Annotated in this window: 25 protein-coding genes, 1 tRNA gene and 1 pseudogene; 12 read left to right on the forward strand and 15 right to left on the reverse strand. The window is 74.3% G+C overall.

Annotated elements, in window-relative coordinates:
• Positions 1-168, forward strand: a pseudogene (locus ACZ3J7_RS11735) (IS982 family transposase); the annotation flags it as partial.
• 20 nt (positions 169-188) lie between these two features.
• Here the strand turns inward: ACZ3J7_RS11735 and ACZ3J7_RS11740 are convergent.
• On the reverse strand, positions 189-503 hold the full coding sequence (locus tag ACZ3J7_RS11740; protein WP_465619403.1) for a hypothetical protein: 315 nt from the start codon (positions 501-503) through the stop codon (positions 189-191).
• A gap of 171 nt (positions 504-674) precedes the next feature.
• Between ACZ3J7_RS11740 and ACZ3J7_RS11745 the strand changes: the two genes are divergently transcribed.
• Positions 675-1,124, forward strand: coding sequence for a cellulose binding domain-containing protein (locus tag ACZ3J7_RS11745; protein ID WP_465619405.1), 450 nt, complete (start codon positions 675-677; stop codon positions 1,122-1,124).
• Positions 1,125-1,235: 111 nt separating this feature from the next.
• Positions 1,236-1,379, forward strand: a complete 144-nt coding sequence (locus ACZ3J7_RS11750; RefSeq protein ID WP_465619970.1) for a fibronectin type III domain-containing protein — start codon at positions 1,236-1,238, stop codon at positions 1,377-1,379.
• 153 nt (positions 1,380-1,532) lie between these two features.
• On the opposite strand, the gene ACZ3J7_RS11755 is transcribed toward ACZ3J7_RS11750, so the two are convergent.
• The 6 genes from ACZ3J7_RS11755 to ACZ3J7_RS11780 all read right to left on the reverse strand — a co-directional run bounded on the left by ACZ3J7_RS11755 (position 1,533) and on the right by ACZ3J7_RS11780 (position 5,811).
• On the reverse strand, positions 1,533-2,198 hold the full coding sequence (locus ACZ3J7_RS11755; protein ID WP_465619971.1) for a spermidine synthase family protein: 666 nt from the start codon (positions 2,196-2,198) through the stop codon (positions 1,533-1,535).
• Between the two features lie 126 nt (positions 2,199-2,324).
• Positions 2,325-3,182, reverse strand: a complete 858-nt coding sequence (locus ACZ3J7_RS11760; RefSeq protein WP_465619407.1) for an amino acid ABC transporter permease — start codon at positions 3,180-3,182, stop codon at positions 2,325-2,327.
• The gene (locus ACZ3J7_RS11765) at positions 3,179-3,823 is read right to left on the reverse strand and encodes an amino acid ABC transporter permease (RefSeq protein ID WP_465619409.1); all 645 of its coding nucleotides are present in this window, start codon (positions 3,821-3,823) and stop codon (positions 3,179-3,181) included. The genes ACZ3J7_RS11760 and ACZ3J7_RS11765 overlap by 4 nt, the downstream gene beginning before the upstream one ends.
• A gap of 31 nt (positions 3,824-3,854) precedes the next feature.
• Positions 3,855-4,769 (reverse strand): glutamate ABC transporter substrate-binding protein, encoded by a 915-nt coding sequence (locus ACZ3J7_RS11770; protein WP_465619411.1) that lies wholly within the window; start codon positions 4,767-4,769, stop codon positions 3,855-3,857.
• 8 nt (positions 4,770-4,777) lie between these two features.
• A complete protein-coding gene (locus tag ACZ3J7_RS11775; RefSeq protein WP_465619413.1) occupies positions 4,778-5,506 on the reverse strand; it encodes an amino acid ABC transporter ATP-binding protein in 729 nt (242 codons plus the stop codon).
• Between the two features lie 56 nt (positions 5,507-5,562).
• Positions 5,563-5,811, reverse strand: a complete 249-nt coding sequence (locus ACZ3J7_RS11780; RefSeq protein ID WP_380238779.1) for a LapA family protein — start codon at positions 5,809-5,811, stop codon at positions 5,563-5,565.
• Positions 5,812-6,020: 209 nt separating this feature from the next.
• Here ACZ3J7_RS11780 and ACZ3J7_RS11785 point away from each other — a divergent pair, with 209 nt between their 5' ends.
• The 3 genes from ACZ3J7_RS11785 (at position 6,021) to ACZ3J7_RS11795 (ending at position 9,167) form a co-directional block, all read left to right on the forward strand.
• Positions 6,021-6,686, forward strand: coding sequence for a YbhB/YbcL family Raf kinase inhibitor-like protein (locus ACZ3J7_RS11785; RefSeq protein ID WP_465619415.1), 666 nt, complete (start codon positions 6,021-6,023; stop codon positions 6,684-6,686).
• Positions 6,687-6,783: 97 nt separating this feature from the next.
• The gene (locus ACZ3J7_RS11790) at positions 6,784-7,854 is read left to right on the forward strand and encodes a DUF3533 domain-containing protein (RefSeq protein WP_465619417.1); all 1,071 of its coding nucleotides are present in this window, start codon (positions 6,784-6,786) and stop codon (positions 7,852-7,854) included.
• A gap of 203 nt (positions 7,855-8,057) precedes the next feature.
• Positions 8,058-9,167 (forward strand): hypothetical protein, encoded by a 1,110-nt coding sequence (locus ACZ3J7_RS11795; protein WP_465619419.1) that lies wholly within the window; start codon positions 8,058-8,060, stop codon positions 9,165-9,167.
• Between the two features lie 48 nt (positions 9,168-9,215).
• Here the strand turns inward: ACZ3J7_RS11795 and ACZ3J7_RS11800 are convergent, their stop codons facing one another.
• Complete coding sequence (locus ACZ3J7_RS11800) at positions 9,216-10,643, reverse strand: hypothetical protein (protein WP_465619421.1); 1,428 nt, start codon at positions 10,641-10,643, stop codon at positions 9,216-9,218.
• 544 nt (positions 10,644-11,187) lie between these two features.
• On the opposite strand from ACZ3J7_RS11800, the gene ACZ3J7_RS11805 reads away from it, so the two are divergent.
• The 4 genes from ACZ3J7_RS11805 (at position 11,188) to ACZ3J7_RS11820 (ending at position 15,591) form a co-directional block, all read left to right on the forward strand.
• Entirely contained in the window at positions 11,188-12,228 is a 1,041-nt protein-coding gene (locus ACZ3J7_RS11805) for a zinc-binding dehydrogenase (protein WP_465619423.1), read from the forward strand.
• A gap of 64 nt (positions 12,229-12,292) precedes the next feature.
• Positions 12,293-13,363, forward strand: coding sequence for a Glu/Leu/Phe/Val dehydrogenase dimerization domain-containing protein (locus ACZ3J7_RS11810; RefSeq protein ID WP_465619425.1), 1,071 nt, complete (start codon positions 12,293-12,295; stop codon positions 13,361-13,363).
• Positions 13,360-14,985 (forward strand): benzoylformate decarboxylase, encoded by a 1,626-nt coding sequence (gene mdlC / locus ACZ3J7_RS11815; RefSeq protein WP_465619427.1) that lies wholly within the window; start codon positions 13,360-13,362, stop codon positions 14,983-14,985. The genes ACZ3J7_RS11810 and mdlC overlap by 4 nt, the downstream gene beginning before the upstream one ends.
• Before the next feature lie 333 nt (positions 14,986-15,318).
• Positions 15,319-15,591 carry a hypothetical protein gene (locus tag ACZ3J7_RS11820; RefSeq protein ID WP_465619429.1) on the forward strand — a complete coding sequence of 91 codons (273 nt, stop codon included), beginning with the start codon at positions 15,319-15,321 and terminating at the stop codon, positions 15,589-15,591.
• Between the two features lie 343 nt (positions 15,592-15,934).
• On the opposite strand, the gene ACZ3J7_RS11825 is transcribed toward ACZ3J7_RS11820, so the two are convergent.
• The 3 genes from ACZ3J7_RS11825 to ACZ3J7_RS11835 all read right to left on the reverse strand — a co-directional run bounded on the left by ACZ3J7_RS11825 (position 15,935) and on the right by ACZ3J7_RS11835 (position 18,073).
• On the reverse strand, positions 15,935-16,108 hold the full coding sequence (locus tag ACZ3J7_RS11825; RefSeq protein ID WP_465619431.1) for a hypothetical protein: 174 nt from the start codon (positions 16,106-16,108) through the stop codon (positions 15,935-15,937).
• A gap of 409 nt (positions 16,109-16,517) precedes the next feature.
• Positions 16,518-17,057, reverse strand: coding sequence for a hypothetical protein (locus tag ACZ3J7_RS11830; RefSeq protein ID WP_465619433.1), 540 nt, complete (start codon positions 17,055-17,057; stop codon positions 16,518-16,520).
• A gap of 107 nt (positions 17,058-17,164) precedes the next feature.
• Positions 17,165-18,073, reverse strand: a complete 909-nt coding sequence (locus ACZ3J7_RS11835; RefSeq protein WP_465619435.1) for a hypothetical protein — start codon at positions 18,071-18,073, stop codon at positions 17,165-17,167.
• An 828-nt stretch (positions 18,074-18,901) separates the two neighbouring features.
• Here ACZ3J7_RS11835 and ACZ3J7_RS11840 point away from each other — a divergent pair.
• Together ACZ3J7_RS11840 and ACZ3J7_RS11845 are read left to right on the forward strand one after the other, a co-directional pair.
• Positions 18,902-19,282 carry a hypothetical protein gene (locus tag ACZ3J7_RS11840; RefSeq protein ID WP_465619437.1) on the forward strand — a complete coding sequence of 127 codons (381 nt, stop codon included), beginning with the start codon at positions 18,902-18,904 and terminating at the stop codon, positions 19,280-19,282.
• A 367-nt stretch (positions 19,283-19,649) separates the two neighbouring features.
• Positions 19,650-19,722 (forward strand) — tRNA-Gln (locus ACZ3J7_RS11845).
• A gap of 59 nt (positions 19,723-19,781) precedes the next feature.
• On the opposite strand, the gene ACZ3J7_RS11850 is transcribed toward ACZ3J7_RS11845, so the two are convergent.
• The 4 genes from ACZ3J7_RS11850 to ACZ3J7_RS11865 all read right to left on the reverse strand — a co-directional run bounded on the left by ACZ3J7_RS11850 (position 19,782) and on the right by ACZ3J7_RS11865 (position 23,582).
• Entirely contained in the window at positions 19,782-21,134 is a 1,353-nt protein-coding gene (locus ACZ3J7_RS11850; protein ID WP_465619439.1) for an ammonium transporter, read from the reverse strand.
• A gap of 83 nt (positions 21,135-21,217) precedes the next feature.
• Entirely contained in the window at positions 21,218-22,183 is a 966-nt protein-coding gene (locus tag ACZ3J7_RS11855; RefSeq protein WP_465619441.1) for an urease accessory protein UreD, read from the reverse strand.
• A 1-nt stretch (position 22,184) separates the two neighbouring features.
• Positions 22,185-22,805, reverse strand: coding sequence for an urease accessory protein UreG (ureG, locus tag ACZ3J7_RS11860; RefSeq protein ID WP_465619443.1), 621 nt, complete (start codon positions 22,803-22,805; stop codon positions 22,185-22,187).
• Positions 22,806-22,841: 36 nt separating this feature from the next.
• Complete coding sequence (locus ACZ3J7_RS11865) at positions 22,842-23,582, reverse strand: urease accessory protein UreF (RefSeq protein ID WP_465619445.1); 741 nt, start codon at positions 23,580-23,582, stop codon at positions 22,842-22,844.
• Position 23,583 lies beyond the last annotated feature (1 nt).

Below are 23,583 nucleotides of genomic sequence, written 5' to 3' on the forward strand. Positions count from 1 at the left end.
AACGACACCCTCAAGGGCCAACTCGGACTCGAACAGCACGGCGGCCGCACCATCGAGGGCCTCGGCGCCCGGGTCGGCCAGCGACTGCTCGCGATAACCTGCGCGATCTGGCACAACCGAACCATCGGCCGACCCGTCACCCGCTCACTCATCGCCTACGACCACTGACCGACTTCGGAACTACTCGTCTAGGCCCGCCCGTCGTCGACCTCTTCGGCGAGGACGGCCATCCGGTACAGCGTGATGAAGTACCGCGTGGCGTACGGGTCGGCGGCGACCTCGGGCAGCAGGTCGGCGAGGACGACGCGGCGCTGGCGCAGGTGTTCGCGGTGGCGGCTGTCGAGCGGGCCGTCGAGGGTGGCGGCGGTGCAGCCGGCGAGCGTGGTGGCCAGGGTGACGAGGCTGATGCCTCCGGGGTCCCGGTCGTACCAGCCCGGGGGGAACCGCAGGTCGCCGAACTCCTCCAGGAGCTGACCCAACAGTTCGATCTCACGTTCGAGCATGCCAGTGATCATGCCGTACCCCGGGGGCGGTTGGGAACGCGTGTCGCACACATCACCCTCACGGCTCCCCCCACCCGACCGGCCGCCCAAACCCGCCGTTCCCGTCCCATTGCGGAAACCCGGAAATGGTCCAGACCCATTGCCATTCCATTACCTGCTCCCTACCCTTCCGTGACACAGGATCTCCGCCCCCCGACGGCCCAGAGTCCCGCCGCCCGTGCGCGCCCACCGGCCCGCCCCGCGACCTGCGCTCCGCACGCACCTGCACACGCACACCGCCTCCCCCTCCTCGCCGTCGGCAGCCTGCTCGCCCCGCTGCTGGCGGTCTCCCTCCCGGCCGGCACGGCGCACGCGGCCGAGCCCACTGCGGTCTTCCACCAGGACCAGGACTGGGGCTCGGGTTACGGCGGCGAATACACCATCACCAACGCGGGCAGCACCGCGATCAACGGCTGGACGCTGGAGTTCGACCTCCCAACGAACAACACCCTCGGCTCGCTGTGGAACGCCACCCACACGGCGGCGGCCTCGCACGTCACGGCCAAGAACCCGGGCTGGCAACCGCAGATCGCCCCGGGCGCCTCGTACGGCACCTCGGCGGTCGCCACCCCCCGGGCCTGACCTGGGGCGCGGCGACCGACAACGTCGGCGTGACGGCGTACGTCGTCCACAACGGCGGGACGCCGGCCCTGACCGTCACCGCCCCGGCCACCCTCAACGACCGTCTCCGGCCTGTCCCCGGACACCCCGTACACCTTCACCGTGAGGGCCCGGGACGCGGCGGGCAACACCTCACCGGCCTCCAACCCGGTCTCCCTCCGCACCGGCAGGGTCACCCCGGGGACCGGCCTGACCATCGGCTACTTCACCCAGTGATCGGTGTACGCGCGCGGCTACGGCGTGAAGCGGCTGGACACCTCGGGCAGCGCCGCGAAACTGGACTGCCTGAACTACGCGTCCGCCAACGGCCTCAAGTAGCCGGGTAGTTCAGTACGAGCGGTTCAGGCCGAGTAATTCAGGCCGGGCGGTTCAGGCGCGGCGGGCCAGGTGGACGACATCGGGCACGCCGCGCTCGACCGCGACCTCCTCGGTCCGCACGTCGGTGAACCCGGCCGCCCGCAGCGCCCGTTCGAAGGCGGCGGACGGCCGGGCGCTCCAGACCGCCAGCATCCCGCCGGGGTTGAGCCGGGCGGCGGCGTTCGCCAGCCCGGCCGGCCCGTACAGCCGGTCGTTCTCGGCGCCGACCGTCCAGTCCGGCCCGTTGTCGATGTCGAGGCAGAGCGCGTCGTACCGTCCGCCCGCCGCCGCCGCCAGGTACTCGACCAGGTCGGTGTGCAGGACCGCCACCCGGGGGTCGTCCAGCGCCCCGGCGGAGAACGCGCCGAGCGGGCCGGTGCGGTGCCAGTCGATGATCGCCCGCTCCCGTTCGACCACGGTGATCCGCCCCCAGCGCGGTTCGGCGGCGGCGTGCGCCAGCGAGAAGCCGACGCCCAGCCCGCCGATCAGCACGCTGGGGCGTTCCACGCCCGCGAGCCCGTCCAGTGCGGCCTCCACCAGCAGCCGTTCGGAGCGGCCGTCGACGGTGTCCATCAGGAAGCAGCCGTTCACGATGACCTCGCAGTGCCCGCCGCGCCGCCGCAGCACCACCTCGCCGCTCGCGCTCTCCCGCCGGTCGAGCACCTCGGCCTCGTCCATCCCCCGCCGGCTGGGCAGCCCCGGCCCCACCGGCCCTTCGTACAGCACGGACACGCGGCAACTCCTGGGAGATCGGCACCGGTCGTCGTCACACTGACCCTAACCGACCCGCCCGGTCACCGTCCGCTACCCCTGCGGGTCGGGCGTGAGCCCGGCCGGCGCGACCGGCGCGCCGCCCTTCACCTTCGGGTCGCGCCGCCCGCGCCGCTCCAGCCACTTGGCGAACCAGGACAGCAGCAGACACATGCCGATGTAGACCGGGGCGATCACCATCACCACCGGGATGAACGGCAGGTCGTAGTCCAGGTTGGTGGCGATCAGCTTCCCGGCGTGCAGGAACTCCTCGTAGGTGATCAGGAACCCGAGCGAGGTGTCCTTCAGCGCCACCACCAGCTGGCTGACGATGGCCGGCAGCATCGCCCGGTTCGCCTGCGGCACCAGCACGTACGCCATCACCTGGGTCTTGCGCAGTCCCAGCGCGTACGCCGCCTCCTTCTGCCCCCTGGGCACCGCGAGCACCCCGGCCCGGAACACCTCGGCCAGCACCGACCCGTTGTACAGCGTCAGCCCGGCCACCAGCGCCCACATCGGCGGGGCCTTGAGGGCGACGAAGATGAAGAAGATCATCACCAGCAGCGGCATCGCCCGGAAGAACTCCACCACCAGGGTGGACGCCCAGCGCACCGCCCGGTGCTCGGAGAGCCGCCCGGCGGCGAACAGCGCGCCGAAGGGGAGGGCGAAGAGGACCGTCCAGCCGAAGGCCTTCAGGGTGTTGCCCAGGCCGCGCAGCAACAGCTCCTGGACGCCCTTGTACTCGAAGGGCATCCACTTCTGGTAGGTGAACTGCTCAGTGTGGAACAGCATGTAGACCACCCAGCCGAGCACCGCGGCGATCGCCAGCAGCGCCAGCCACCCGTACAGCCGGTGCCGGGCCAGCGCCTTCGGCCCCGGCACGTCGTACAGCGCGGAGGACTCCACCGTCATCGGGACACCGCCACCCGTCGTTCCAGCAGGTTGAACAGCGCGCTGATCGCCAGCGTCAGCACCAGGTAGCCGGCCGCGATCCAGACGAAGGTCCAGACGATGTCGTAGCCCAGCTCGTTGAGCGTCCGGTAGGTGCCGAGCAGTTCGACCACACTGAACGAGCCCGCGATCGCGGTGTTCTTCGCCAGCGCGATCATCACGCTGCCCAGCGGGGCGACCACCGAGCGGTACGCCTGCGGCAGGATCACCAGGCCCAGCGTCTGGGCGAACGTCAGCCCCAGGCTGCGCGCCGCCTCGCCCTGCCCGGCCGGCACCGTGTTCACCCCGGAGCGCAGCGTCTCGCAGACGAACGCCGAGGTGTAGCAGCCCAGCGCGAGCACCGCGAAGGTGAAGAACGGCAGCGTGATGTCGAACCGGGGCAGTCCCAGCACCACGATGAAGAACAGCAGCGTCAGCGGCGTGTTCCGCAGCACCGTCACCCACCCGGTGCCGAACGCCCGCAGCGGCTTCACCGGCGACACCCGGAAGCCCGCGATCACCGCCCCGAGCCCCAGTGCCAGCGCCGCGCTCACCAGGGTCAGCCACAGCGTGCCGAGGAACCCGTGCCAGTACGTGGACCAGTTGTCGGTCAGGACGCTCATCCGTCCTCCTCCCTGCTCACCGGTGGCGGCCTCACTCGTAACGGTCGATCGTCGGCGGCTCGGGCGCGGGCACCCCGGACAGGCCGAGCGTCGCGTCGTACGCCTTCTTCCAGTCCCCGTTGCGCTCGTGCCGCTCCAGCGCGTCGTCCAGCGCCAGCCGCAGCGCGGTGTCGCCCTTCGGCACGCCGATGCCGTACGGCTCCTTGGAGAACGGCTGCCCGGCGATCCGCAGCTCGTCCGGCACCTTCGCCGCGTAGCCCTGCAGGATCGCGTTGTCGGTGGTCACCGCGTCGACCTGGCCGGTGATCAGGTTGTCCACGCAGGCCGAGTAAGTGTCGTAGCCGATCAGCTTCGCCTGCGGGTAGTCCTTCTGGATCCGCTGGTACGGGGTCGACCCGGCGGCCGAGCAGACCTTCCGCCCCGCCAGGTCCTGCGGCCCGTCGATCTTCGTCTCGTTCTTCCGGACCAGCAGCGACTGCCCGGCGACGAAGTACGGGCCGGCGAAGCCGACCAGCTTCTTGCGGTTGTCGTTGATGGTGTAGGTGCCCACGTAGTAGTCGACCTGGCCGTTCTGCAGCGCCGTCTCGCGGTTGGCGGAGGCGATGGTGCGGAACTCGACCTGCTCGGGGGCGAAGCCCAGGTCGGCGCCGACCATCCGGGCGATCTCGACGTCGAAGCCGGAGTACTCGCCGGTGGCCGGGTTCTTCTGCCCCAGGTACGGCTGGTCCTCCTTGGCGCCGACCACCAGGTGGCCGCGCGCACGGGCCGCGTCCAGGGTCGGCGAGCCGGTCACGGCGTCGCCGCCGCGCACCTGGTAGCTCGGCAGCGCGCCGGCCTGCGGCCCCTTCGGCGGCGGCGTGCCCTCCTTCCCGCAGCCCGCCGCTCCGGCCAGCAGCACGAGCGCGAGCACCCCGATCCGTCTCCTCGTCCCCGTCACCCGGACCATCCCGCCCCTCAGTGCTTCAGGATCTTGGAGAGGAAGTCCCGGGCCCGTTCGCTGCGCGGGTTCGCGAAGAACTCCTCGGGGGCGCGGTCCTCGACGATCCGCCCGTCCGCCATGAACACCACGCGGTTGGCGGCCGACCGGGCGAAGCCCATCTCGTGGGTGACCACCACCATGGTCATGCCCTCGGCGGCCAGCGAGCGCATGACCTCCAGCACCTCGTTGATCATCTCCGGGTCGAGGGCCGAGGTCGGCTCGTCGAACAGCAGCGCCTTCGGGTCCATCGCCAGCGCCCGGGCGATCGCCACCCGCTGCTGCTGGCCGCCGGAGAGCTGCGCCGGGTACTTGTCCGCGTGCGCCGCCAGCCCGACCCGCTCCAGCAGCTGCCGGCCGGTGGCCTCCGCCGAGGCCTTCCCGCGCTTGCGGACCTTGACCGGGGCGAGCGTGACGTTCTGCAGCACGGTCTTGTGCGCGAACAGGTTGAAGGACTGGAACACCATCCCGACCTCGGCCCGCAGCCGCGCCAGGCCCTTGCCCTCCGCGGGCAGCGGCCGGCCCTCGATCAGGATGCTGCCGCTCTCCACCGTCTCCAGCCGGTTGATCGCCCGGCACAGCGTGGACTTGCCCGACCCGGACGGGCCGATCACCACCACGACCTCGCCCCGGCCCACCGCCAGGTCGATGTCCTGCAGCACGTGCAGCTGCCCGAAGTGCTTGTTCACCCCGCGCAGTTCGATCAACGGCTCCCCGCCCGGACGCCCGGCCGGCCCGGGCCCCGCCCCCGTCTCCGCCTCCGTCACCTGGTGCGCCGCCCCTTCAGCAGCCAGCCCAGCGCCGTCCCGGCGAGCAGCGTCGCCAGCAGCGCGATCCACAGCGGGCAGGTGACGGTGAACACCCAGAACTGGATCTTCACCTTGTCCAGGTTGGCGAACAGGAACCAGACCGCCAGCACCACGATGACGCCGATGCCGATGTACCGGGTCGGGATGCCCGCGATCTCGTTGCGCTGGGTCCCCGACGGAGAACCACCTGATGTCTTGGTCACCCCCGCAGTCTGCGCCCGCCCCCCGTCCGCCGAGCGGCGCGCCACCCCGCCGCTCCCGCCCATTCACCCGTCCGCCCCACCGGTCCGGCCCCGGTCCCGTCCCCCGCCGCGACCACCCCGCCCGCCCCCTTGACCCCCCGCCGGAACACCGCTTAGCTGGCGCCGCCGCCACCGTGACGTGGCGTCAACTCATCTGTACGGGGGACAAGTTGATCAACTCTCGCCAACCCGAACGCCGACCCGAACGCCGACCCGACCGCCGACCCGGACGCCGCGCGGCCGCCGTCGCCGCCGCCCTGGCCGTCGGCTGCACGGTCATCACCGCCGCCGCTCCGGCGGCCACCGCGGACACCTCCGCGGGAGCCGCCCGCCTCACGCCCTTCACCCTCACCAGCCCGGACTTCCGCGACGGCGGCAGGCTGCCGGGCTGGACCGAGTTCGGCGGCCCCGGCTCCGAGGGCGCCCCCTGCCAGGGCAAGAACCTCGCGCCCCGGCTGGACTGGCGCAACTCCCCGGCCGGGACGCTCGGCTACGCCCTGCTGGTGAACGACCCGGACGCCCCGCTGGCCGGTGGCTGGCACCACTGGGTGCTCTACGACATCCCCGGCGACGCCCGCCGGATCGACGGCCACGGCACCCTCCAGTTCACCCAGGGCGCCAACAGCTTCGACACCAACGGCATGCCGGAGGTGGTCGGCTGGGGCGGCCCCTGCCCGCCCGCCACCGGCCAGCCGCACCACTACGTCTTCACCCTCTACGCCCTCTCCGCTCCGACCCTGCCCAGGGCCGGACTGACCTACGAGGAGGTCATCGCCGACATCCAGCCGTACGTGCTCGGGGCCACCAGCATCGTCGGCACCTTCCGCCGGCCCTGACCCGTCCGGGCGGGGGGGGGCCCCCCCCCCCGCCCCCCCCCCCCCCCCCCCCGGCCCCCCCCCCCCCCCCCCCGCCCCACCGAAGGAAGGCAACCCGATGGCCGTCAGGGCACAGGATCCACCGTCGCGGGCCTCCGGCCCGACGCGACTGCTGCGGGACGCGGTCACCCCGCGCGCCGCACTGGTGATGTGCGGCGTGCTGCTCCTGCAACTCGGCTTCGCCCTGTCCTACATGGGAGCCTTCCACGACCCGAAGCCGCACGGCCTACGGGTGGCCGTCGTCGCCCCGCCGGCCGTGCAGCAGCAGGCGGTCGCGAAACTCGACGCCCTGCCCGGCGACCCGGTCGACGCCTCGCCCGCCGTCGACGAGGCGCAGGCACGGCGCCTGCTGCTCGACCGCGGCACCGACGCCGCCGCGCTGATCGATCCGACCCGCGACCGGGACACCCTGCTGGTGGCCTCGGCCGCCGGAACCTCCGTCTCCGACACCGCCGCCCGGATCGCCCAGACCATCGAGCAGACCCAGGGCCGCCAGGTCACCGTCCAGGACGTGCGGCCCCCCGCCAAGGGCGACTCCAGGGGCCTGTCCTCCTTCTACCTGGTCCTCAGCTGGACCATCGGCGGCTACCTGGCCGCCTCCGCCCTCAACATGGTCTCCGGCTCCCCGCGCCCCGCACCCGCGCGCACCGCGGTGCGCCTGGCCGCGATGCTGCCCTACGCCCTCGTCTCCGGGATCGGCGGCGCGCTGATCGTCGGCCCGCTCCTGTCCTGCCTGCCCGGTGCGTTCTGGGAGCTCACCGGCATCGGCACGCTGGTCGTCTTCGCCTCGGGCGTCGTCGGGGTCGCGATGCAGCGCCTGCTGGGCACGATCGGTCTCGGCCTGACCATCGTGCTGTTCACCATCCTGGGCAACCCCAGCTCCGGCGGCGTCTACCCGGCCGCGCTGCTGCCACCGTTCTGGCGGGCCATCGGCCAGGCCCTGCCGCCCGGCGCGGGAACGACCGTCGTGCGCAACACCGTCTACTTCGACGGGGCCGCCACCGCCGGAGCCGTCTGGGTGCTGACGGCCTGGACCGTCGGCGGCATCCTGGTCGCCGTCGCCGCCTCCTTCCTGCTTCCCGCCCCCGCCGCCGCCCCGGACGCCGCGCGGCGCGGGCGCACCGCCTGACCCCGGCCACGGCCGCACGGTGCGCCGCCCCGGCCGGACGAGCGGTGCGGATCGTACACGGCAGACCGGATCCTCGGTCGTGCACGGAAACTTTTCACCCGTTCATGGGGATCGGGCATCTGGACGCACGGGCGCGTCGAACCCTTTCCGGCGCTCACGAGCGCACCGGAACGTGGGATGTCTCGCCCGAGAGGTACGAACCGATGAACAAGACACGACGGTCGGAAGTCTTCGGCCTGCCGCTTCCGACCGGTGGCGGCGTGGTCGTCGCCAGCGCTTTCACCCATCCCGCGCGCGGGCGCGTCCTCTGCCCGGCCGCGCCCCTCGTGGCGGCCTGGCTGATCGAGCGGGGCTGTCCCGCGCGCGTCGGCGACCTCGGACCCGTGGCCGTCGAACCGCTGCGCCCGGAGGGCGGCGGGAGCGCTTCCGGTCGGCTGGCGGCGGTGAGCTACCTCGACCTGGACGGCCGGGCCGTCGGCATCGCGGCAGCGGGCGGAGCGGCCACGGCGCACCTCGCGCAGGAGGCCGTGGACCGTTGGGGCGCCGCGCTGCGGACCCGCAGGGCGCTGGTCGGTCTGCTCCCCCCGCCCTGCCCGGCCGGCCGGGGCACCGCCGCGCGGATCCCCCTTCCCGCGCGGACCGCGCCCGCTGCCCGGGGCGCGTGCCGGACCGTGTCGGCCACCGAGGACACGGTGGCCTCCTACCGGGAGCGCGGGGACGCCGTGCTCCTGCTCGACCCCCGTGCCCGGGGAGGGCGCCGCGGGCGTGCCGCTCCGGTCGCGGCGCGGGGCGCAGTGGTGGAGGTGGACTCGCTCCGGGCCGTCGCGGGGCTGGTGGTGGAGGACGAGGCGCGGGTGTCGTTCGTCGTCGGCCCGTGCGCCGTCGTCGAGGAGGTCGCGCCGCTGCTGCGGGCACTGCGGGAACGCTTTCCCGCGCTGCGCGGGCAGCACCCCGACCAGTGGTGCTACGCGTCCTCGGACGCCTGGTGGACCGTCAGGGCCGTCGCGGGGTCCAGCGACCTGACCTTATTCGTCGCGGGCGCCGAGCGGTTCCCCGCCCCGCCGGACGGCCTCGGCCGGACGCGGACGGTCGCCTCGCTCGCGGACGTCTCCCCCGAGGAGATCGGCCGGGCGGCGACCGTCGGCCTGATCGGTGCGGACGGCGGGACCGCCACCGGGGCGGGCGGGCCCGTCACGGTGGGGGGTGCGCTGGAGGTCCTCGCGGGGATCGGTCCCCTCAGCGTCGTCCACCGCCGGGTCCGCACGGACGTCTGCACGAACGTCTACGAGGGCCCGCTCGCCGCGGCCCGCTGAGCGGCCCCCGCAGCCGGACCCCGCGGGCCGCGCGCCGGCCGTCCGGGATCACCGGCCGCCGCCGCGGAGCGGGCCGGACACCGAGCGGAGGTGGGAGGCCCGCTGGAGGAACTGGCGGGCCTCCCGCTGCCGCGCGTGCGGGCGCAGTGAGGCGACGGCGTCGCCGAAGGCGGTGTCGGCCCGGCCGCTCGCGAGGCCCGGGTAGTCGTCGAGGAAGCGGTGCCAGGTGGCCACGGCCTCCGTCAGGTTCCCGGTGCGCAGCAGCAGCGCGCCGAGGTCCGCGAGGACCAGGGCGCGTGCGCGGCGCTCGTCCCGGGGGCGGTGCCGCATGGATTCCCGCAGGGCCGCCGCGGCACCCGGGAGGTCGCCCAGGTGTTCGCGCACGGCGGCCTGCTGACGCAGCAGCGAGGCCCGGTGGTAGGCGCCGGCCACGGTGTCCGCCGGGCTGGAGGCGTGCCCCAGGAGCCTCTCCGCGGTGGCCAGGGCGTGCAGGGAGCGGCTGCGTTGGCCGTCACGGGCCTGCGCGACGGCCAACTGGCCGTGGACGAAGGCACCGTGGAGGTCCGTGCCCCGCACGGTGCCGACGGCCCGCTCGGCGAGCGTGACCGCCTCACCGCCGTGACCGAGGCGGTACGCCTGCACGGACATGCCGCGCAGGGCGACGGCGGCGTCGAGCGCGGAGTTGTTCTCCTCGGCGAGGTGCAGCGCGGTGAGGTAGTAGCGCTGCGCGACCCCGTGGAGGTTGTCGTCGAAGTGCATGAACGCGGACATGTAGGCGAGGCGGCCGGTGACGGCCAGCAGACGCTGGCGCAGCACCGGCCCGGCCGGCCGGTGCAGCTTGGGAGCCAGCTCGCTGGCGAGGAAGGCGCTCAGGGCCCGGCGTCCCCCTCCGCCGCCGAAGGCCCGGTCGTCCCGGTGGAACACGAGGGCGATCACCTCGGCGGCCTCCACCTCGAAGGGTTCCACGCGCCGTCCCCACGCGTCGGACGGTTCGGTGGGCGGGGACGAGCGGGAGCCGGTGGCGCGCCGTCCCGCGTCCGCGAGGGCCGCGACGCTGTAGGTGACGCCCGATCGCCGCTCGGTGCGCCGGGAGCTCGCACCGATGCGGAGGCAGCCCAGTTGGCGCAGGGCCGACGCGGCGTCGGCCGGTGCGGCACGGTCGGGCACCGCGGGCCCGGGCGGGCGCGGCGTCCGGTCCGGGCCGGGGCTCGACGCGGCGGCATCGGCCAGACCGGCGTCCGCCGGGGTCACCGGGCGGCCGATCCGGCGGGCCAGCGCCTCGCAGACCGCGCTGACGGCGTAGGCCCTGGGCCTGGTGCCGGCCAGCCAGTGCGCGACGGTCGACCGGTCGTAGCCGAGGGCCGTCCCGCTCTCGGCGCCGACCCTGTTCACCGCGGTCGCCAGGTCGGCGGCGCTCCAAGCGGCTTCGGTCAGCAGCGCGCGCAGTGCGGGGTTGGGGCGGCGGGGCTGTCCCATGAGCACCACCTCTCGGGTCGGCGTCACTCGTCGGAAGGCTGCACCGCCAGACTGGGACGTGAACGGCCGAGCCCGCCACCCCGCCCGTCCCCCGCGCGGCGAGGGGGCCTGGCCGCCGACCGGACGCGCGCCGCCCGCCGACGCGCATGTGCCGAGGTCATGTCCAGGGTGGGTCGTGCACCACCGGAACCGAAGCGAGGGCTTCCGTTTTCAGCGGGTGCTTCCTTTCAGCACGTGTTCACCGGCGCGCAACATCCCGGGTGCGCACGGAACCGATCCGCCGTCAGGTCGTTCGCCGCACGACGGGACCGGGCGGGCGGACCGTCCCCGGAGGCAATCCTCCCGTCGCTTTCAACGGCCGTCCGATTCACCGCGGCCGGGGGCGGTGGCGCTTCCCGCGGCGGGGCCCCGGCGGCACAGTCGTTCCAGGAGCCCGGTCGGCCGGGCGGAAGGCGCTCCGGCACCTGCCGGAGCGCGGCCCGCGGGCGTCGCCCCGGGCCCCGGTGCGGCCCGTCCGGTCACGTCTGGAGGAGGACGAGGAACCATGCGAGCTGTCGTCTACGCGAACCCCGGCCGGGTCGCGGTCACCACGGTGGCCGACGCGAGGATCGAGCACCCGACCGACGTCCTGGTGCGCGTCACGAGCGCCGCGGTGTGCGGCAGCGACCTCATCTTCACCGACGGGGGCTTCTACGCGCCCGAGCAGCGGTGCGGCCACGAGTTCACGGGAGTGGTCGAGGAGACGGGGCGCGCCGTGACGCGGCTGCGGCGGGGTGACGCGGTCGTCGCCCCGTTCGCCTGGGCCGACGGGAACTGCCGCCACTGCCTGGCGGGCCTGTTCACCTCCTGCCCCTCCGGAGGGGTCTGGGGGCTCGCTCCCGGGTCGGACGGGGGACAGGGCGAGGCCGTCCGGGTGCCCCACGCCGACGCGACCCTGGTGCGGCTGCCCGACGAGGCCGTGACCGACCCGGTGCTGTCCCGGTCGGTGCTCGCGCTGGCCGACGTGGTGCCCACCGGCCACCACGCGGTGGTGCGGGCCGGCATCGGCCCCGGGCAGTCGGTGGCGGTCGTCGGCGACGGCGCGGTCGGCCTCAGCGCCGTGCTCGCCGCCGGGCGCGCGGGCGCCGACCGCGTCATCGCGGTGGGCAGCCACCGCCACCGCCTCGACCTGGCCCGGCGCTTCGGCGCGACCGACGTCGTGGCCGCGAAGGGCGAGGCCGCGCAAGAGGCGGTGGCCGACCTGGTCGGGCCCGGCGCGGTCGACGCCGCCGTCGAGGCGGTCGGCACGACCCAGGCCCTGGACACCGCGATCGCGCTCGTCCGGCCGGGCGGAACGGTCGGCTGCGTCGGCCTGCCGCACCACGACCGGGCACCCGACCTGCGGGCGGCCTTCTTCGCCAACATCAGCCTGCGCGGCGGCATCGCCCCCGTCCGCGCCTACCTGCCCGAGCTGCTCGCCGAGGTCCTCGCCGGCCGCCTCGACCCCTCGCCGCTCTTCGACTTCTCGGGCGGCCTCGACGACGTGCCCGCCGCCTACGAGGCGATGGCCGGCCGGGCGGCCCTCAAAGCCTGCGTCCGGCTCTGATCCACCGTCACCCGACCGTCCCCGCCCGGACCGTCCGGGCCCCACGACGTCCAAGGAGGACGACATGCCGCACCACCTGCCGGGAACCGTCCCGCTGCACGCACCCGGTTTCGAGGACGTCCTCTACCACGAGGACCCGGACTCCGGCCTGCGGGCCGTCATCGCCGTCCACTCCACCGTCCTCGGGGCGGCCCTCGGCGGTACCCGCTGCCACCCCTACCCCACCGTGGCCGAGGCCGTGGCGGACGTGACGTCCCTGGCCCGGACCATGACCCTCAAGAGCGCACTGGCCGGCCTCGACCTGGGCGGCGGCAAAGCGGTGATCATCGCGGCGCCCGAGGAACTGGGCCCGGAGCGGCTCAGGCAGTTCGGCCGGTTCGTCGAGTCACTGGACGGCCGGTACGTCACCGCGTGCGACGTCGGCACGACCAGCGCCCACCTGGACGTGGTCGCCGAGGAGACCGGCCACCTGGTCGGACGCCCGCCCGAGAGCGGCGGCAGCGGCGACAGCGGCGACATGACCGCCCTCGGCGTCCTGCGGGCCATGCAGGCCGCCGCCGCGCACCTGTGGTCCGGCCCCGACCTGTCGGGCCGTCACGTCGGCATCGAGGGCTACGGCAAGGTCGGGCGCCACCTCGCCCTGCGACTGCTGGCCGCCGGCGCCCGCGTCTCGGTGTTCGACACCTCGCCCCGGGCCCGCACCGAGGCGGCCGAAGCCGGTTTCACCGTCCACCCGGCCCCGGACCGGCTGCGCGCGGCCGACCTGGACGTCCTCGCCCCGTGCGGGATGGGCCACCGACTGGACCGGCGGGACGTCGAGCAGCTGTCGGCCAAGGTGGTCTGCGGCGGAGCCAACGTCCCGCTCGCCGACGCCGACACCGCCCGCGCCCTGCACGACGCCGGCATCGTCTACGTACCGGACTTCCTCGCCAACGCCGGCGGACTCATCCAGGTCGCCGACGAGCTGTCCGGCTTCGACGGCCACCGGGTGACCGAGCGGGTCTCCGCCATCGGCGAGGTGACCGCCGAGGTCCTGCGACTCGCCGACAAGGAGCACCGCACACCGCTGGAGTCCGCGCAGCGCCTCGCCGCCCAGCGCCTGGCGGCCGCGTCCGCGAAGGCGGACCCGCGGTGAGCGCCCGGGCGCACGACCCCGCACCCGGCACCCGGCCCGGCACCGTCCGCGAGGCGGTGATCGAAGTCCTGCGGCGCAACGACGCCCGCGTGGTGTTCGGCAACCCGGGCACCACGGAACTGGCCTTCCTGGACGACCTGCCCGAGGACATCCGCTACGTCCTGGGCCTGAACGAGTCCTCCGTCACCGCCGTCGCCGACGGCTACGCCCAGGCCCGCGGCAAGCCCGTGCTGGTCAACCTCCACACCGCCGCGGGACTGGGCAACGCGATGGGCGCCCTGGTCAACGCGCACGCGGCCCGCAGCCCGCTGGTCGTCCTCACCGGGCAACAGGAACGCGCGCTGCTGGGAGCGGGCGCGGTGCTCACCAACCCGGCCCCGGCCCTCCTGCCGCTCGGTGCGGTCAAGCACGCGGAGGAGCCGGCCAGCGCCGAGGACGTGCCCGCGGCACTGGCCCGCGCCTTCCACCTCGCCGCGCTCCCGCCCATGGGGCCGGTGTGCGTCTCCGTCCCCATGGACGACTGGGAGCGGCTGCTGCCCGCCGGGGCGTCGCTCACGGCCGTGGCCACCCGGGTGCGCGGGCAGGCGACGGCCCCCGAGCAGACCGTGGCCGAGCTGGCCGACGCCCTGGCCCGCGCCGAGAAGCCGGCCATGGTCGTCGGCGCGGGAGCCGACAGCCCCCGGGCCTTCTGGGCGGCCGCCGAACTGGCCGACCGCCTCGCCGCACCGGTGTGGGCCACGCCGTGGGCGCACCGGGTGGGGTTCCCCACCGACCGCGCGGTCTTCCGCGGCCAACTCCCGCTCTCCGTCGAGGAGACCGCCGCCACCCTCGCCCCGCACGACCTCGTCCTGGTCGCCGGCGGGCCGGTCTTCCGCTACATGTCCGCGCGGAGCTGGCCCGCCCTGACCTCACCGACCCGGGTCATCGCCCTGACCGACGACCCGGTGGAGGCGTCCCGCAACATCGCGGGCGAGACGATCGTCGGCGACGTCGGCCACACCCTGCGCGCCCTGTGCCGGCGGCTGGCCGACCACCGGCCCGCCACCGGCCGGCCCCTCGAGCCCGAAAGCGCCCGCCGGACCCGGACTCCCGGCTACGCGGAGGTCTTCGACGCGCTGCGGGAGATCCTGCCCGCGCAGGCCGTCATCGTCAGCGAACCGCCCCAGGGCTTCGACGACCTCTTCCGGATCCTGCCCCGCACCCAGCCGGGCTCGCTGTACTTCGCCGCCGCGTGCGGGCTCGGGTTCGCCGCCGGCGCGTCCGTCGGCATCGCCCTGGCCGATCCCGCGCGGCCGGTCGTCGCGGTCCTCGGCGACGGCTCCCTCCAGTACAACCTCCAGGCCCTGTGGACCGCGGCCCAGGAGCGCATCCCGGTCTGCTTCGTCGTCGTCAACAACAGCGGCTACGGGATCCTCCAGGACCTGGCGCAGCGCCAGGGCCTCACCGCGCTCCAGGGCATGGACCTCCCCGGCATCGACATCCCCGCCCTCGCCCGCGGCTACGGCGTCCCCGCCGTCCGCGTCACCAACGAGCACTCCCAGCTGGTCGCCGCCCTGCGCACGCCCACCCCCACCGGTCCCCGGCTGATCGAAGTGGTGCTCCCCGCCGGCGCCGGGCGATGACCCCGCTCCCCCCGAGCCGGGGCCACCGCACCGACGGCCGCGAACACCGCCGCGTCCGCGCTCTCCAGGGGCCGACCACGGGGGCTCCGCGTTCAGCGGCGGGCGGGCGCCGGGCCGACCGGTTCCTTGAGGACGTCCTCCAGGGTGACCAGGCCGAGCGAGGTCCCGTCGGGGGCGGTCGCCGGGCAACTCCCGTTTCGGCGTTGCGAAGAAGGACTCGGCGAGCGCATTGTCCCAGCACTGGCCGGTCCGCCCGACGGGCAGGTTGACCCCGAGCTCTCCGGCCGTACCAGGTAATTCACGGCTGGTGTACTGGGTGAGTTCAACCGGTCGTTGCCACACCGGGCCGGCACCGTCCTGGTGCACCTGTGGACCGACCGCACCTCGGGCGCCGCCACCTCCTGGCTCGCCGCGACCCCCGGCGCCCAGGTCGTCGACGTCCAGGCGCACCCCCGCACCCTGTACGTCGCCGTCCGCACCCCCGCCGAACTGCCGCCCGTGGAAGGGCTGCTGGCCACGCTGCACGGCCAAGTCCCGGACGGAGTGCCGGTGGTGGTCACCACCACCGAGGGCCGCCGGATCGAAGCCGGCCAGGTCGGTCGCTGAGCCCTGTCGCAGAGGGCCGCGGGGCGGAGGCTGCGGATCAGGCGGCAGGGCGGGGCTCGGGCGGAGGTCGCACAGGAGCAGGGCGGGCACCCGGTCGGTGAGCGGGTAGAAGGCTCCCGTCCGGTCACGGGCCTCGGCCAGGCCGTCGGTGCACAGCAGCCAGCCGGTCGCCTTCGTGCAGGGTGGGAGTGGGGGCGCGGGCCCGCACCGACCTGCCCCCGCGGGCCGGGGGGCAGCCCGGCCCCGTCCGGGACGACACCGCACCCGCCGAAGTGGTCCACGCGGCTGTGCGCGTACAGCGCGCCCGTCACCGGCCGGTCCCCGCAGTGTGCCCGGTACAGCGTCAGCCCGCGGCGGCGGTTTCCGTCGAGACCAGTGGGTCAGTCGCTGTCCGGGGGAAGCCGCGCTTGGCCTCCTCGAAGTCCCGGGGGGTGTCGAACGCGAAACGCCCCAGCGCCGCGCGGTTGGCCTCGATGATGTTCGGCTGGGCGGGCTCCGGCTGGGTGTGTCGTGCCATCGGTGTCTCCCGGACCGCAGGCGGACGTCGTCCTCCAGCTCGACGGGCCGCCGCCGTGCCCGGTGACTGGGCCGGCCGTGTGAACCCAGGGCCGTAGGTGCGGACGTGTCCGAGACTGGCGCATGCCGCTGGTCGTACGGATTGGCCGGACTGCACGGGTGGTTCGCGCCGCGGTTCGCGCGGAGCGGGTGCCGGGAGTCGGCGCGGACCTGCTGGCGGGGCCCGCCGACTCCGCCGGGTGCAAGAACGCTTGGATGGTGACCGAGGGGGCCGGCCTCGGCGCCCCGGACCGGGCCCAGCGGCTGCCGGGCCGGGTGTTGATCGACCGGGCGCGAGAGCGAAGGCATGACTCCGCGGCAGGACAACGGGTGGCTCGACCAGCAGCGTTGGGAGATTCGCGGTGGACGCGTCAGGTGAGGGTGAGGGTCAGCAGGCCCGTCTGCTGGGTGATGGTGGAGCCGAGGCAGCTCAGGAGGTCGAGGCTGGGATAGACGGCGACGCGGGTGGAGGCGGAGCCCAGGCCGTAGCCGGCGGTGACGGTGCCGACGGAGGTGACGACCTCCTGGCCAGCGGCGTGTTCGACGAGGGTCACGGAATAGGTGATGGTGCTGCTCTGGCCGTTCTGCCAGTGGTAGGTCACCACGTTCTGCACCAGGGTGTCGCCGAGTCCCTGGAGCAGGCAGCTGACCTGCTGGTCGAAGACGGTGTGGGCGGTGCCGGAGGTGAAGGCGCCGGTACAGGTGCCGCCGCCGGAGGTGCCGAGGTTCTCGGTGACGCTCTGTGAGGTCTGCCGGGGGAGGGCGCCCAGGGGCGGGTCGTAGTGGACGGTGACCGACCCCGTGCACAGCAGGAGGGCGCTGTCGGCCTGGGCGGGTGCGGCGGTGGCGAGGGCGGTCGCGAGCAGCGTCAGGGTGCTCGCGGCGGCGGCGGCGAGGGAGCGGATGCGCATGGCGGGGGTTCTCCTTGCGAGGGCGATCGGGTGGCACCGGGCGGAGGGTGTTCACGGGTTCCGCGGGCGCCCGGCGCCCTGGCGGGGCGGGGCGCCGGGCGCTGCTCTCACGGGCAGGAGATGATCAGGCCGGTGAGGACGGTGCAGGAGCGGGTGGCGCTGTCGTTGGCGGGGCTCGGATCGGCGGGGGTGGAGGTGGCGCGGGTCGCGGTCGCGGTGAGCGTGCCGAGGGAGAGGAGGCCGAGGTTGGCGGTGAAGGAGGTGGTGGTGGAGGCGCCGTTGGCGAGGGCTCCGGTGTCGCAGGTGACGGTGCGGGTGGTGGCGTTGTAGGTGCAAGTGGCGGGCAGGCCGGTGACCGAGGCGGTCTGGGTGGGCAGGGCGACGGTGGTGGTGGAGGCGGTGGCCGCGCCGGGGCCGAGGTTGGTGACGGTCGCGGTGTAGGTGATCTGCGAGGACAGCAGCGGCCCGGCCGTCGCGGCCAGGGCCACGGACAGGTCGGCGGCGGCCGGTGGCCGGACGGTGAAGGCGACGTCGGGCGTGAAGTCCTTGCGCGAGGAGGTGCCGACCATCCCGGATTGGAAGACGTCGTAGGTGCCGGCCGCGGCGGCCGGGTTCACGTGCGCGTTCACGGTCACGGTCGCGCTGGTGCCGGCCGCGAGGCCACCGGGTTGGACGCGGACGGCGCTGCTGGTGGGGGTGTCGCACGCCGATGCCACGTCGCAGGAGTCGAGGACGAAGAGGCCGGTGCTGTTGCCGTCCCTCGCCGAGAACGAGTACGCGAAACCCTGCGTCGTGGCGCTGGTGTTGGTGAAGGTTACGGTGACGGTGAATGCGTCGCCGGCCGGGAGGTCGGTGTCGGAGTACGCGGCCGAGATCGTGCCGTTGGGGAAGGTGTCACCGCTGGTCGCCGGGATGGCGGCCGGAGCGGGGGCGGCGAGGCCGAAGACGGCCAGAAGGGTGGCCGGCAGCAGGCCGGCGGGACGGGCGAGCGGGGTGCGCAGAGGGTGACGGAGCATGGGGGTTCTCCGATCGGCCGCGCCGTGGGGACGCGGCGGCCGAGACACGGGAGGGGGAGCGGCCGAGGGGCCGTCCCGGGGGAGCGGCGGGTTCGACGGCTGGAACAGCGGGCGCCCGGGGCTCCGACACCGGGGCCGCACGAGCCGGCCCCGGGGAGGACTCACCATCGTGTGCCCGTCCCGGCCGCGCGTTCAAGGGGCCTCGGACGGGAGTGCACCGTGGTGCCCACTGTGGCTGCTGAGGTGGCGCGTGCGCGTCTGAGCGGCGCTCTTCCGCACTCGCGCGCCCCCGGTGCGCGGATCGGTCGGGCACGTCTTCCCGACCGCGTCGGGCGCCTCCCCGCGGCGGCTGCGGACCGGACGGTCCACGCCCGGCCGAACACAGGGTGCGCGAACCGGAGGGTCCACGACTTGATGAATGGTGTCACCGACGGTGGCCCGCGGGGAAACGAAACGGAGACGGCAGCCGGCCATCACCCGCCGACGCCTGGCGCTCCCGTACGCCTCGGCCCCCAGCGGTCATGACGAGGTCGACTACACCTGGAACGACGGATCGGTCAGCCACTGCAGCGGCACGTCCGTGGTGAACCGGACGGCCGGACAGATGATCGTCTCCAGCACCGGCTCCTCCATCTCCGGCAGGTTCGCCGGACACGGAACCGAGACCGTGATCGCCCACACCGCGCCGAACCCCCTGCAGTGCCTCGCGGATCCCGGCGTGCAATCGGTCACGGGCGCACTGAGCCTCGCCGTCCTGCCCACCGCGTAGACCACGCCGCCGCCCTCAACGTCTGCGCGGGCACCGAGATCGCCACCTACTCCCCGGCGATGCAGGTCACCGTGGCGAGCACCACCGTCACCGCGAACGGCGCCCTCTCGTGCACCGGCGACAGCTCCCACCCCTCCGCGACCGTCTCCTTCCACGGCACCGGCACCCTGTCCTGCCTCACCGGCGGCACCACCCGGAGCACCGGCGAACTCGACTGGACCGGCAGCGACGCGAAGAGCCGCTTCACCTTCTCCCTCACCCTCGGCGCCCGCCCGGCCGGCGAGGAGGTCCTGGTCGCCACCGGCACCGTCACCTCCGGCGACTACAGCGGCAGCCCCGTGACGTTCACCTTCACCCTGCTCGCCACCGACCCGACCACCTGCCTCACCACCGGCATCGCCAGCGACGCCGGCCCGCTCACCGCCACCATCGGCGCCTGAACCACCGCCTGTCGTGAATCCGGTCCGCGGCGGCGGCCTCGGTCCCGTGCGGGAGCACCGGGACGGGCGGGTGGCCGGTTGGTGCGGGCGGGTTCGGCCGGGGCCGCCCCGGGACTTCGTCCTGGCGGCTGCCACCGTGCTGGCCGCCGCCCGGCTCACCCCGGCCGTGCCCGCGCACGCCGACGCCCTCCAGGTCGTCTGCGGCGGCAACCAGACCACCACCTACAGCCCCGGCCTGACCAACACCCCGCAGACCGTCCAGCGCTCCGGCACCCACATCCCCACCCCCTGCATCTCCACTCTGCCCCCGGCCGTCCACGGGGGATCCCCCGCTTGGGCGGCCCTTCTGCCTGCTGTCCTCCTCCAGCGCTGGACGGTGCAACCGGCAGCACGCCTGACCCTGGATCGGGAAGTCGGGGGTTCGTGTCCTCGTCCGGTGGAGCAGCACCTGGAGAGTTGGCCGAGTGGTAGGGCGACGGTCTTCGCGCGAGCCCTTCGTTCACCTACCGCTCTCCCGGCGGGCGCGGATCAACCCGGCGATCTGCCGCACGAGTTCGCTGTCGCTGCGGGCGGCGTCCCGGGTGACCAGCCTGCCGAGGTGCTCGGCGGTGACGGTGTCGTAGGCGGTCTCCTCCGCCTCCCCGGGGACGTGCTCGTACGCGCGCCCGGCCCGGAAGCCGACGGTGGCGTCGACGAGCCTGGCGAGCAGCCAGCTGAGCGAGAAGGAGAACGCGGCCACGACGAGCACGGCGAGCGCCTGCTTGCCGAGCAGGCCCCAGCCGCCGCCGTAGAACAGGCCCTCGGTGCCGCTGATCCGGGCGGTGGCGAACAGGCCGACCATGAGCAGGCCGGTGATGCCGCCGACGCCGTGCACGCCGACCACGTCGAGGGTGTCGTCCACGCCGAAGCGGTACTTGAGGGTGATGGCCCAGGCGCAGACCAGTCCGGCGACGAGTCCGGTGACCACCGCGCCGAGCGGGTCGATCTCGCCGCAGGCGGGGGTGATGGCGACCATGCCGGCGACGGCGGCGGAGACCACGCCGGTGGTGCTGACCCGGCCGGTGCGCCGCTTCTCGACCAGCGGCCAGGTCACCATGGCGGCGGCGGCGCCGAGTTGGGTGTTGAGGAAGGCCGCGGCGGCGGTGCCCTGGTCGTTGAGGGCGGAGCCGGCGTTGAAGCCGAACCAGCCGAACCAGAGCAGTCCGACGCCGATCACCACCAGCGGGATGTTGTTGGGGCGCTCCTCGCGGCGGGCCCAGTCGCGGGGGCCGCGCAGGGCGACGGCGACGGCGAGGCCGGCCGCGCCGGAGCCGAGTTCGACGGGGAGGCCGCCGGCGAAGTCGAGGGCGCCGAGGTCGGCGTGGATCCAGCCGTCCGGGGAGAACACCCAGTGCGCGACGGGCGCGTAGACGAGCAGCAGCCAGAGCGGGACGAACACCAGCCAGCCGCGCATCCGGGCCCGGTCCGCGATCGAGCCGCTGATCAGGGCGACGGTGACGACGGCGAAGCCCATCTGGAAGGTGGCGAAGATGTAGGTCGGGATGGCGCCGCTGAGCGTGTTGATCCGGATGCCGTGGAAGAACGCCTGGTCGAGGGTGCCGATCAGGCCTGCCCCGCCGGCGTCCGGGCCGAAGGCGAGGGTGTAGCCGAGGGCCCACCAGACCAGGCTGCCGAAGGCGAGGGCCGCGAAGCTCATCTTGATCATCATCAGGATGTGCTTGAGCCGGACCATGCCGCCGTAGAAGAACGCCAGGCCGGGCGTCATCAGCAGGACCATGGCCGTGGAGGCGAGCAGCCAGGCCGTGTCCCCGGCGTTGTAGGCCGGGGGCATCGGCGGGGGTGCGTGGAGCACGGTACGTACCTCCGGAACGGGGACGGGGCGGTCGGGGCGGTCGGGGCGGTCGGGGCGCGTCGGACTGCAGGGTCGACGGCGGGTCAGGTCTTGCGGAGGGCGGGCGCGGGGGCACCGGTGAGCAGCAGGTGGACGGCCCGGCGGGCGCTGTCGAGGGCTGCGGCGGTGCGGATCGGGCTGTCCTCCAGGAGGCGCAGCCAGGCGCCGGAGTCCTCGGGGAGGGTGGAGACGCCGTACAGCAGGCCCTGGCCGTCGAGGGCGCGGTGCAGGGTGTCGGCGATCTCGGCGGCGGGGCGCAGGTCGCTGACCACGTACAGGGTGGCGAGGTGGTCGTGCCCGGCGAACACGGCGGGGCCGGTGACGGTGCGCCGGTCGCCGTCCGGGACCAGGCGCTGGGTGTCGAGGGCGAGCAGGGTGCCGTCGGGGCGGCGGATCTCCAGGTCGGTGGCGAGGACCCGGTAGTCGTGGCGCTCGTCGCGGGCGAGCCGGCCGGCGGTGACGGTCTCGCCGAGGACGAGGGTGGAGCCGGGGGCGACGGTGGCGGTGGTGCGCTGGTAGAAGCGGGAGTCGCGGAACGGGATCAGCGGGTCGGGCAGGTACTCGAGGTGGGCGCCCGGTTCGGTGCCGAGGTGGACGAGCTGGGTGGCGTAGTCCTGTTCCATCCGGAACACCTTGGTGGCGGCCTGGGTGGTGAGGTGGACCCGGGTGCCGGGGCCGCAGCGCACGTCGATGCGGTAGCGGTCGGCCTGGGTGACGCCGCCGCCGGTGGCCATCAGGTAGACGTGGACGGCGTCGGGCCGGTCGGGGTCGAGCCGCATCGGGCGCATGATCTGTAGCGGGGTCTTCTGGTACCGCTCGACGAGTTCGGTGCGGCCGTCTCGGACGGCGAAGGCCAGGTCGAGGATGCCGACCTTGGCGGCCGAGCCGGGGGCGAGGGTGTCGGGGCGCGCGGCCCAGCCGGCCACCTCGGCGGGGAGGCGGCCGGCGGACCAGTGCGCCGCGTCGAGCCGGTCGACGGTCGCGGCCGGGCGGGACGGGGCGGAGGCCATGTCAGATCAGCGCCTTGCGGCGGTTGTTGAGGAACGCGGCGAGGTCCTCGATGCCGGTGCCGTCGAGCGAGTTGGTCAGGACGACGGGCTTGCCGTCGCGGACCTTGTGCGCGTCGGACTCCATGACGCCGATGTCGGTGCGGACGTACTGCGCGATGTCGATCTTGTTGATGACCAGCAGGTCGGACTCGGTGATGCCGGGGCCGCGCTTGCGGGGCATCTTCTCGCCCTCGGCGGTGTCCAGGACGAACACGAAGACGTCGACCAGGGCGGGGCTGAAGGTCAGGGTGAGGTTGTCGCCGCCGGACTCGTAGATCAGGGTGTCGACCCCGGGGAAGCGCTCCAGGAGTTCGGCCCCGGCGGCCAGGTTCATCGTCGGGTCGTCGCGGACCGCGGTGTGCGGGCAGGCGCCGGTCTCCACGCCGACCACCAGCTCCGGGTCGAGGATCCCGGCCAGGGTGCGGCGGACGTGCTGGGCGTCCTCCTGGGTGTAGATGTCGTTGGTGATCACGGCGGGGCGGTGGCCGCGGGCGATCAGCACCGGCACCAGCGCCTCGATCAGCGCGGTCTTGCCGGAGCCGACGGGGCCGCCGATGCCGATCCGCAGTACGTTGTCGTCCACTGTGCTCCTGCTTCCTTACGGGTTCGTGACGGTGGGTCAGCTGGCGAACAGGCGGGCCTCGGCGCGCTCGTGGCGGCCGGACATGACGTCGGAGGCGAAGGCGGTCGAGCCGAGGTCGGCGAGGTCGCGGCGGAGCGCGGCCCGGACGGTCTCCTCGATCACGGGGGCGGTGCCGCGCAGCAGCACCTGGGCCTTGCGGTGGTCGGTGAGCCGCAGCCGCAGGGCGGCCCCGGCGAAGCTGGCGGAGAACGCGAACAGGTCGGCGGCGACCGCCTGGGCGGCGGGGACGCCCGCGGCGGCGTACACCACCCCGGCGGCGACGGCCTGGCAGCCGGGGGCCCTGCGGTCCGTCACCTGCCGCAGGTGGTCGGCGATCACGGGGGACCCGAAGACCTCGGCGGCCAGGTCGAGCAGTTGGCGGCCGGTGCGGGTGGCGGCCTGCCGCATCTCGCGGCTCAGCTTGCCCGCGTACAGCCGCCGGTCGATCTCGGCGGCCCGGTCCAGTTCGCCCGCGGCGGCGGCCCGGTGGGCCAGCGCGAGGGCGGTGGCGTCGCCGGGGCCGACGGCGTGCCGGAGCAGGTCGGCGAGCAGGCCGGCCAGTGTGTCGGGGGTGACGGCGCGGGCCTGGGCGTAGCCCTCCAGGCTGTGCGAGAGGGTGTAGAAGCCGCTGGGAAAGGCCGAGTCGGCGAGTTGCAGGCCGACCAGCAGGGCGGGGAGTTCCCCGAGCGGCGGCTGCCCGGGGGACTCGCGCTCCGGGACGTCCGGACCGGTGAACATC

This window comes from Kitasatospora sp. NPDC015121 (assembly GCF_055562955.1).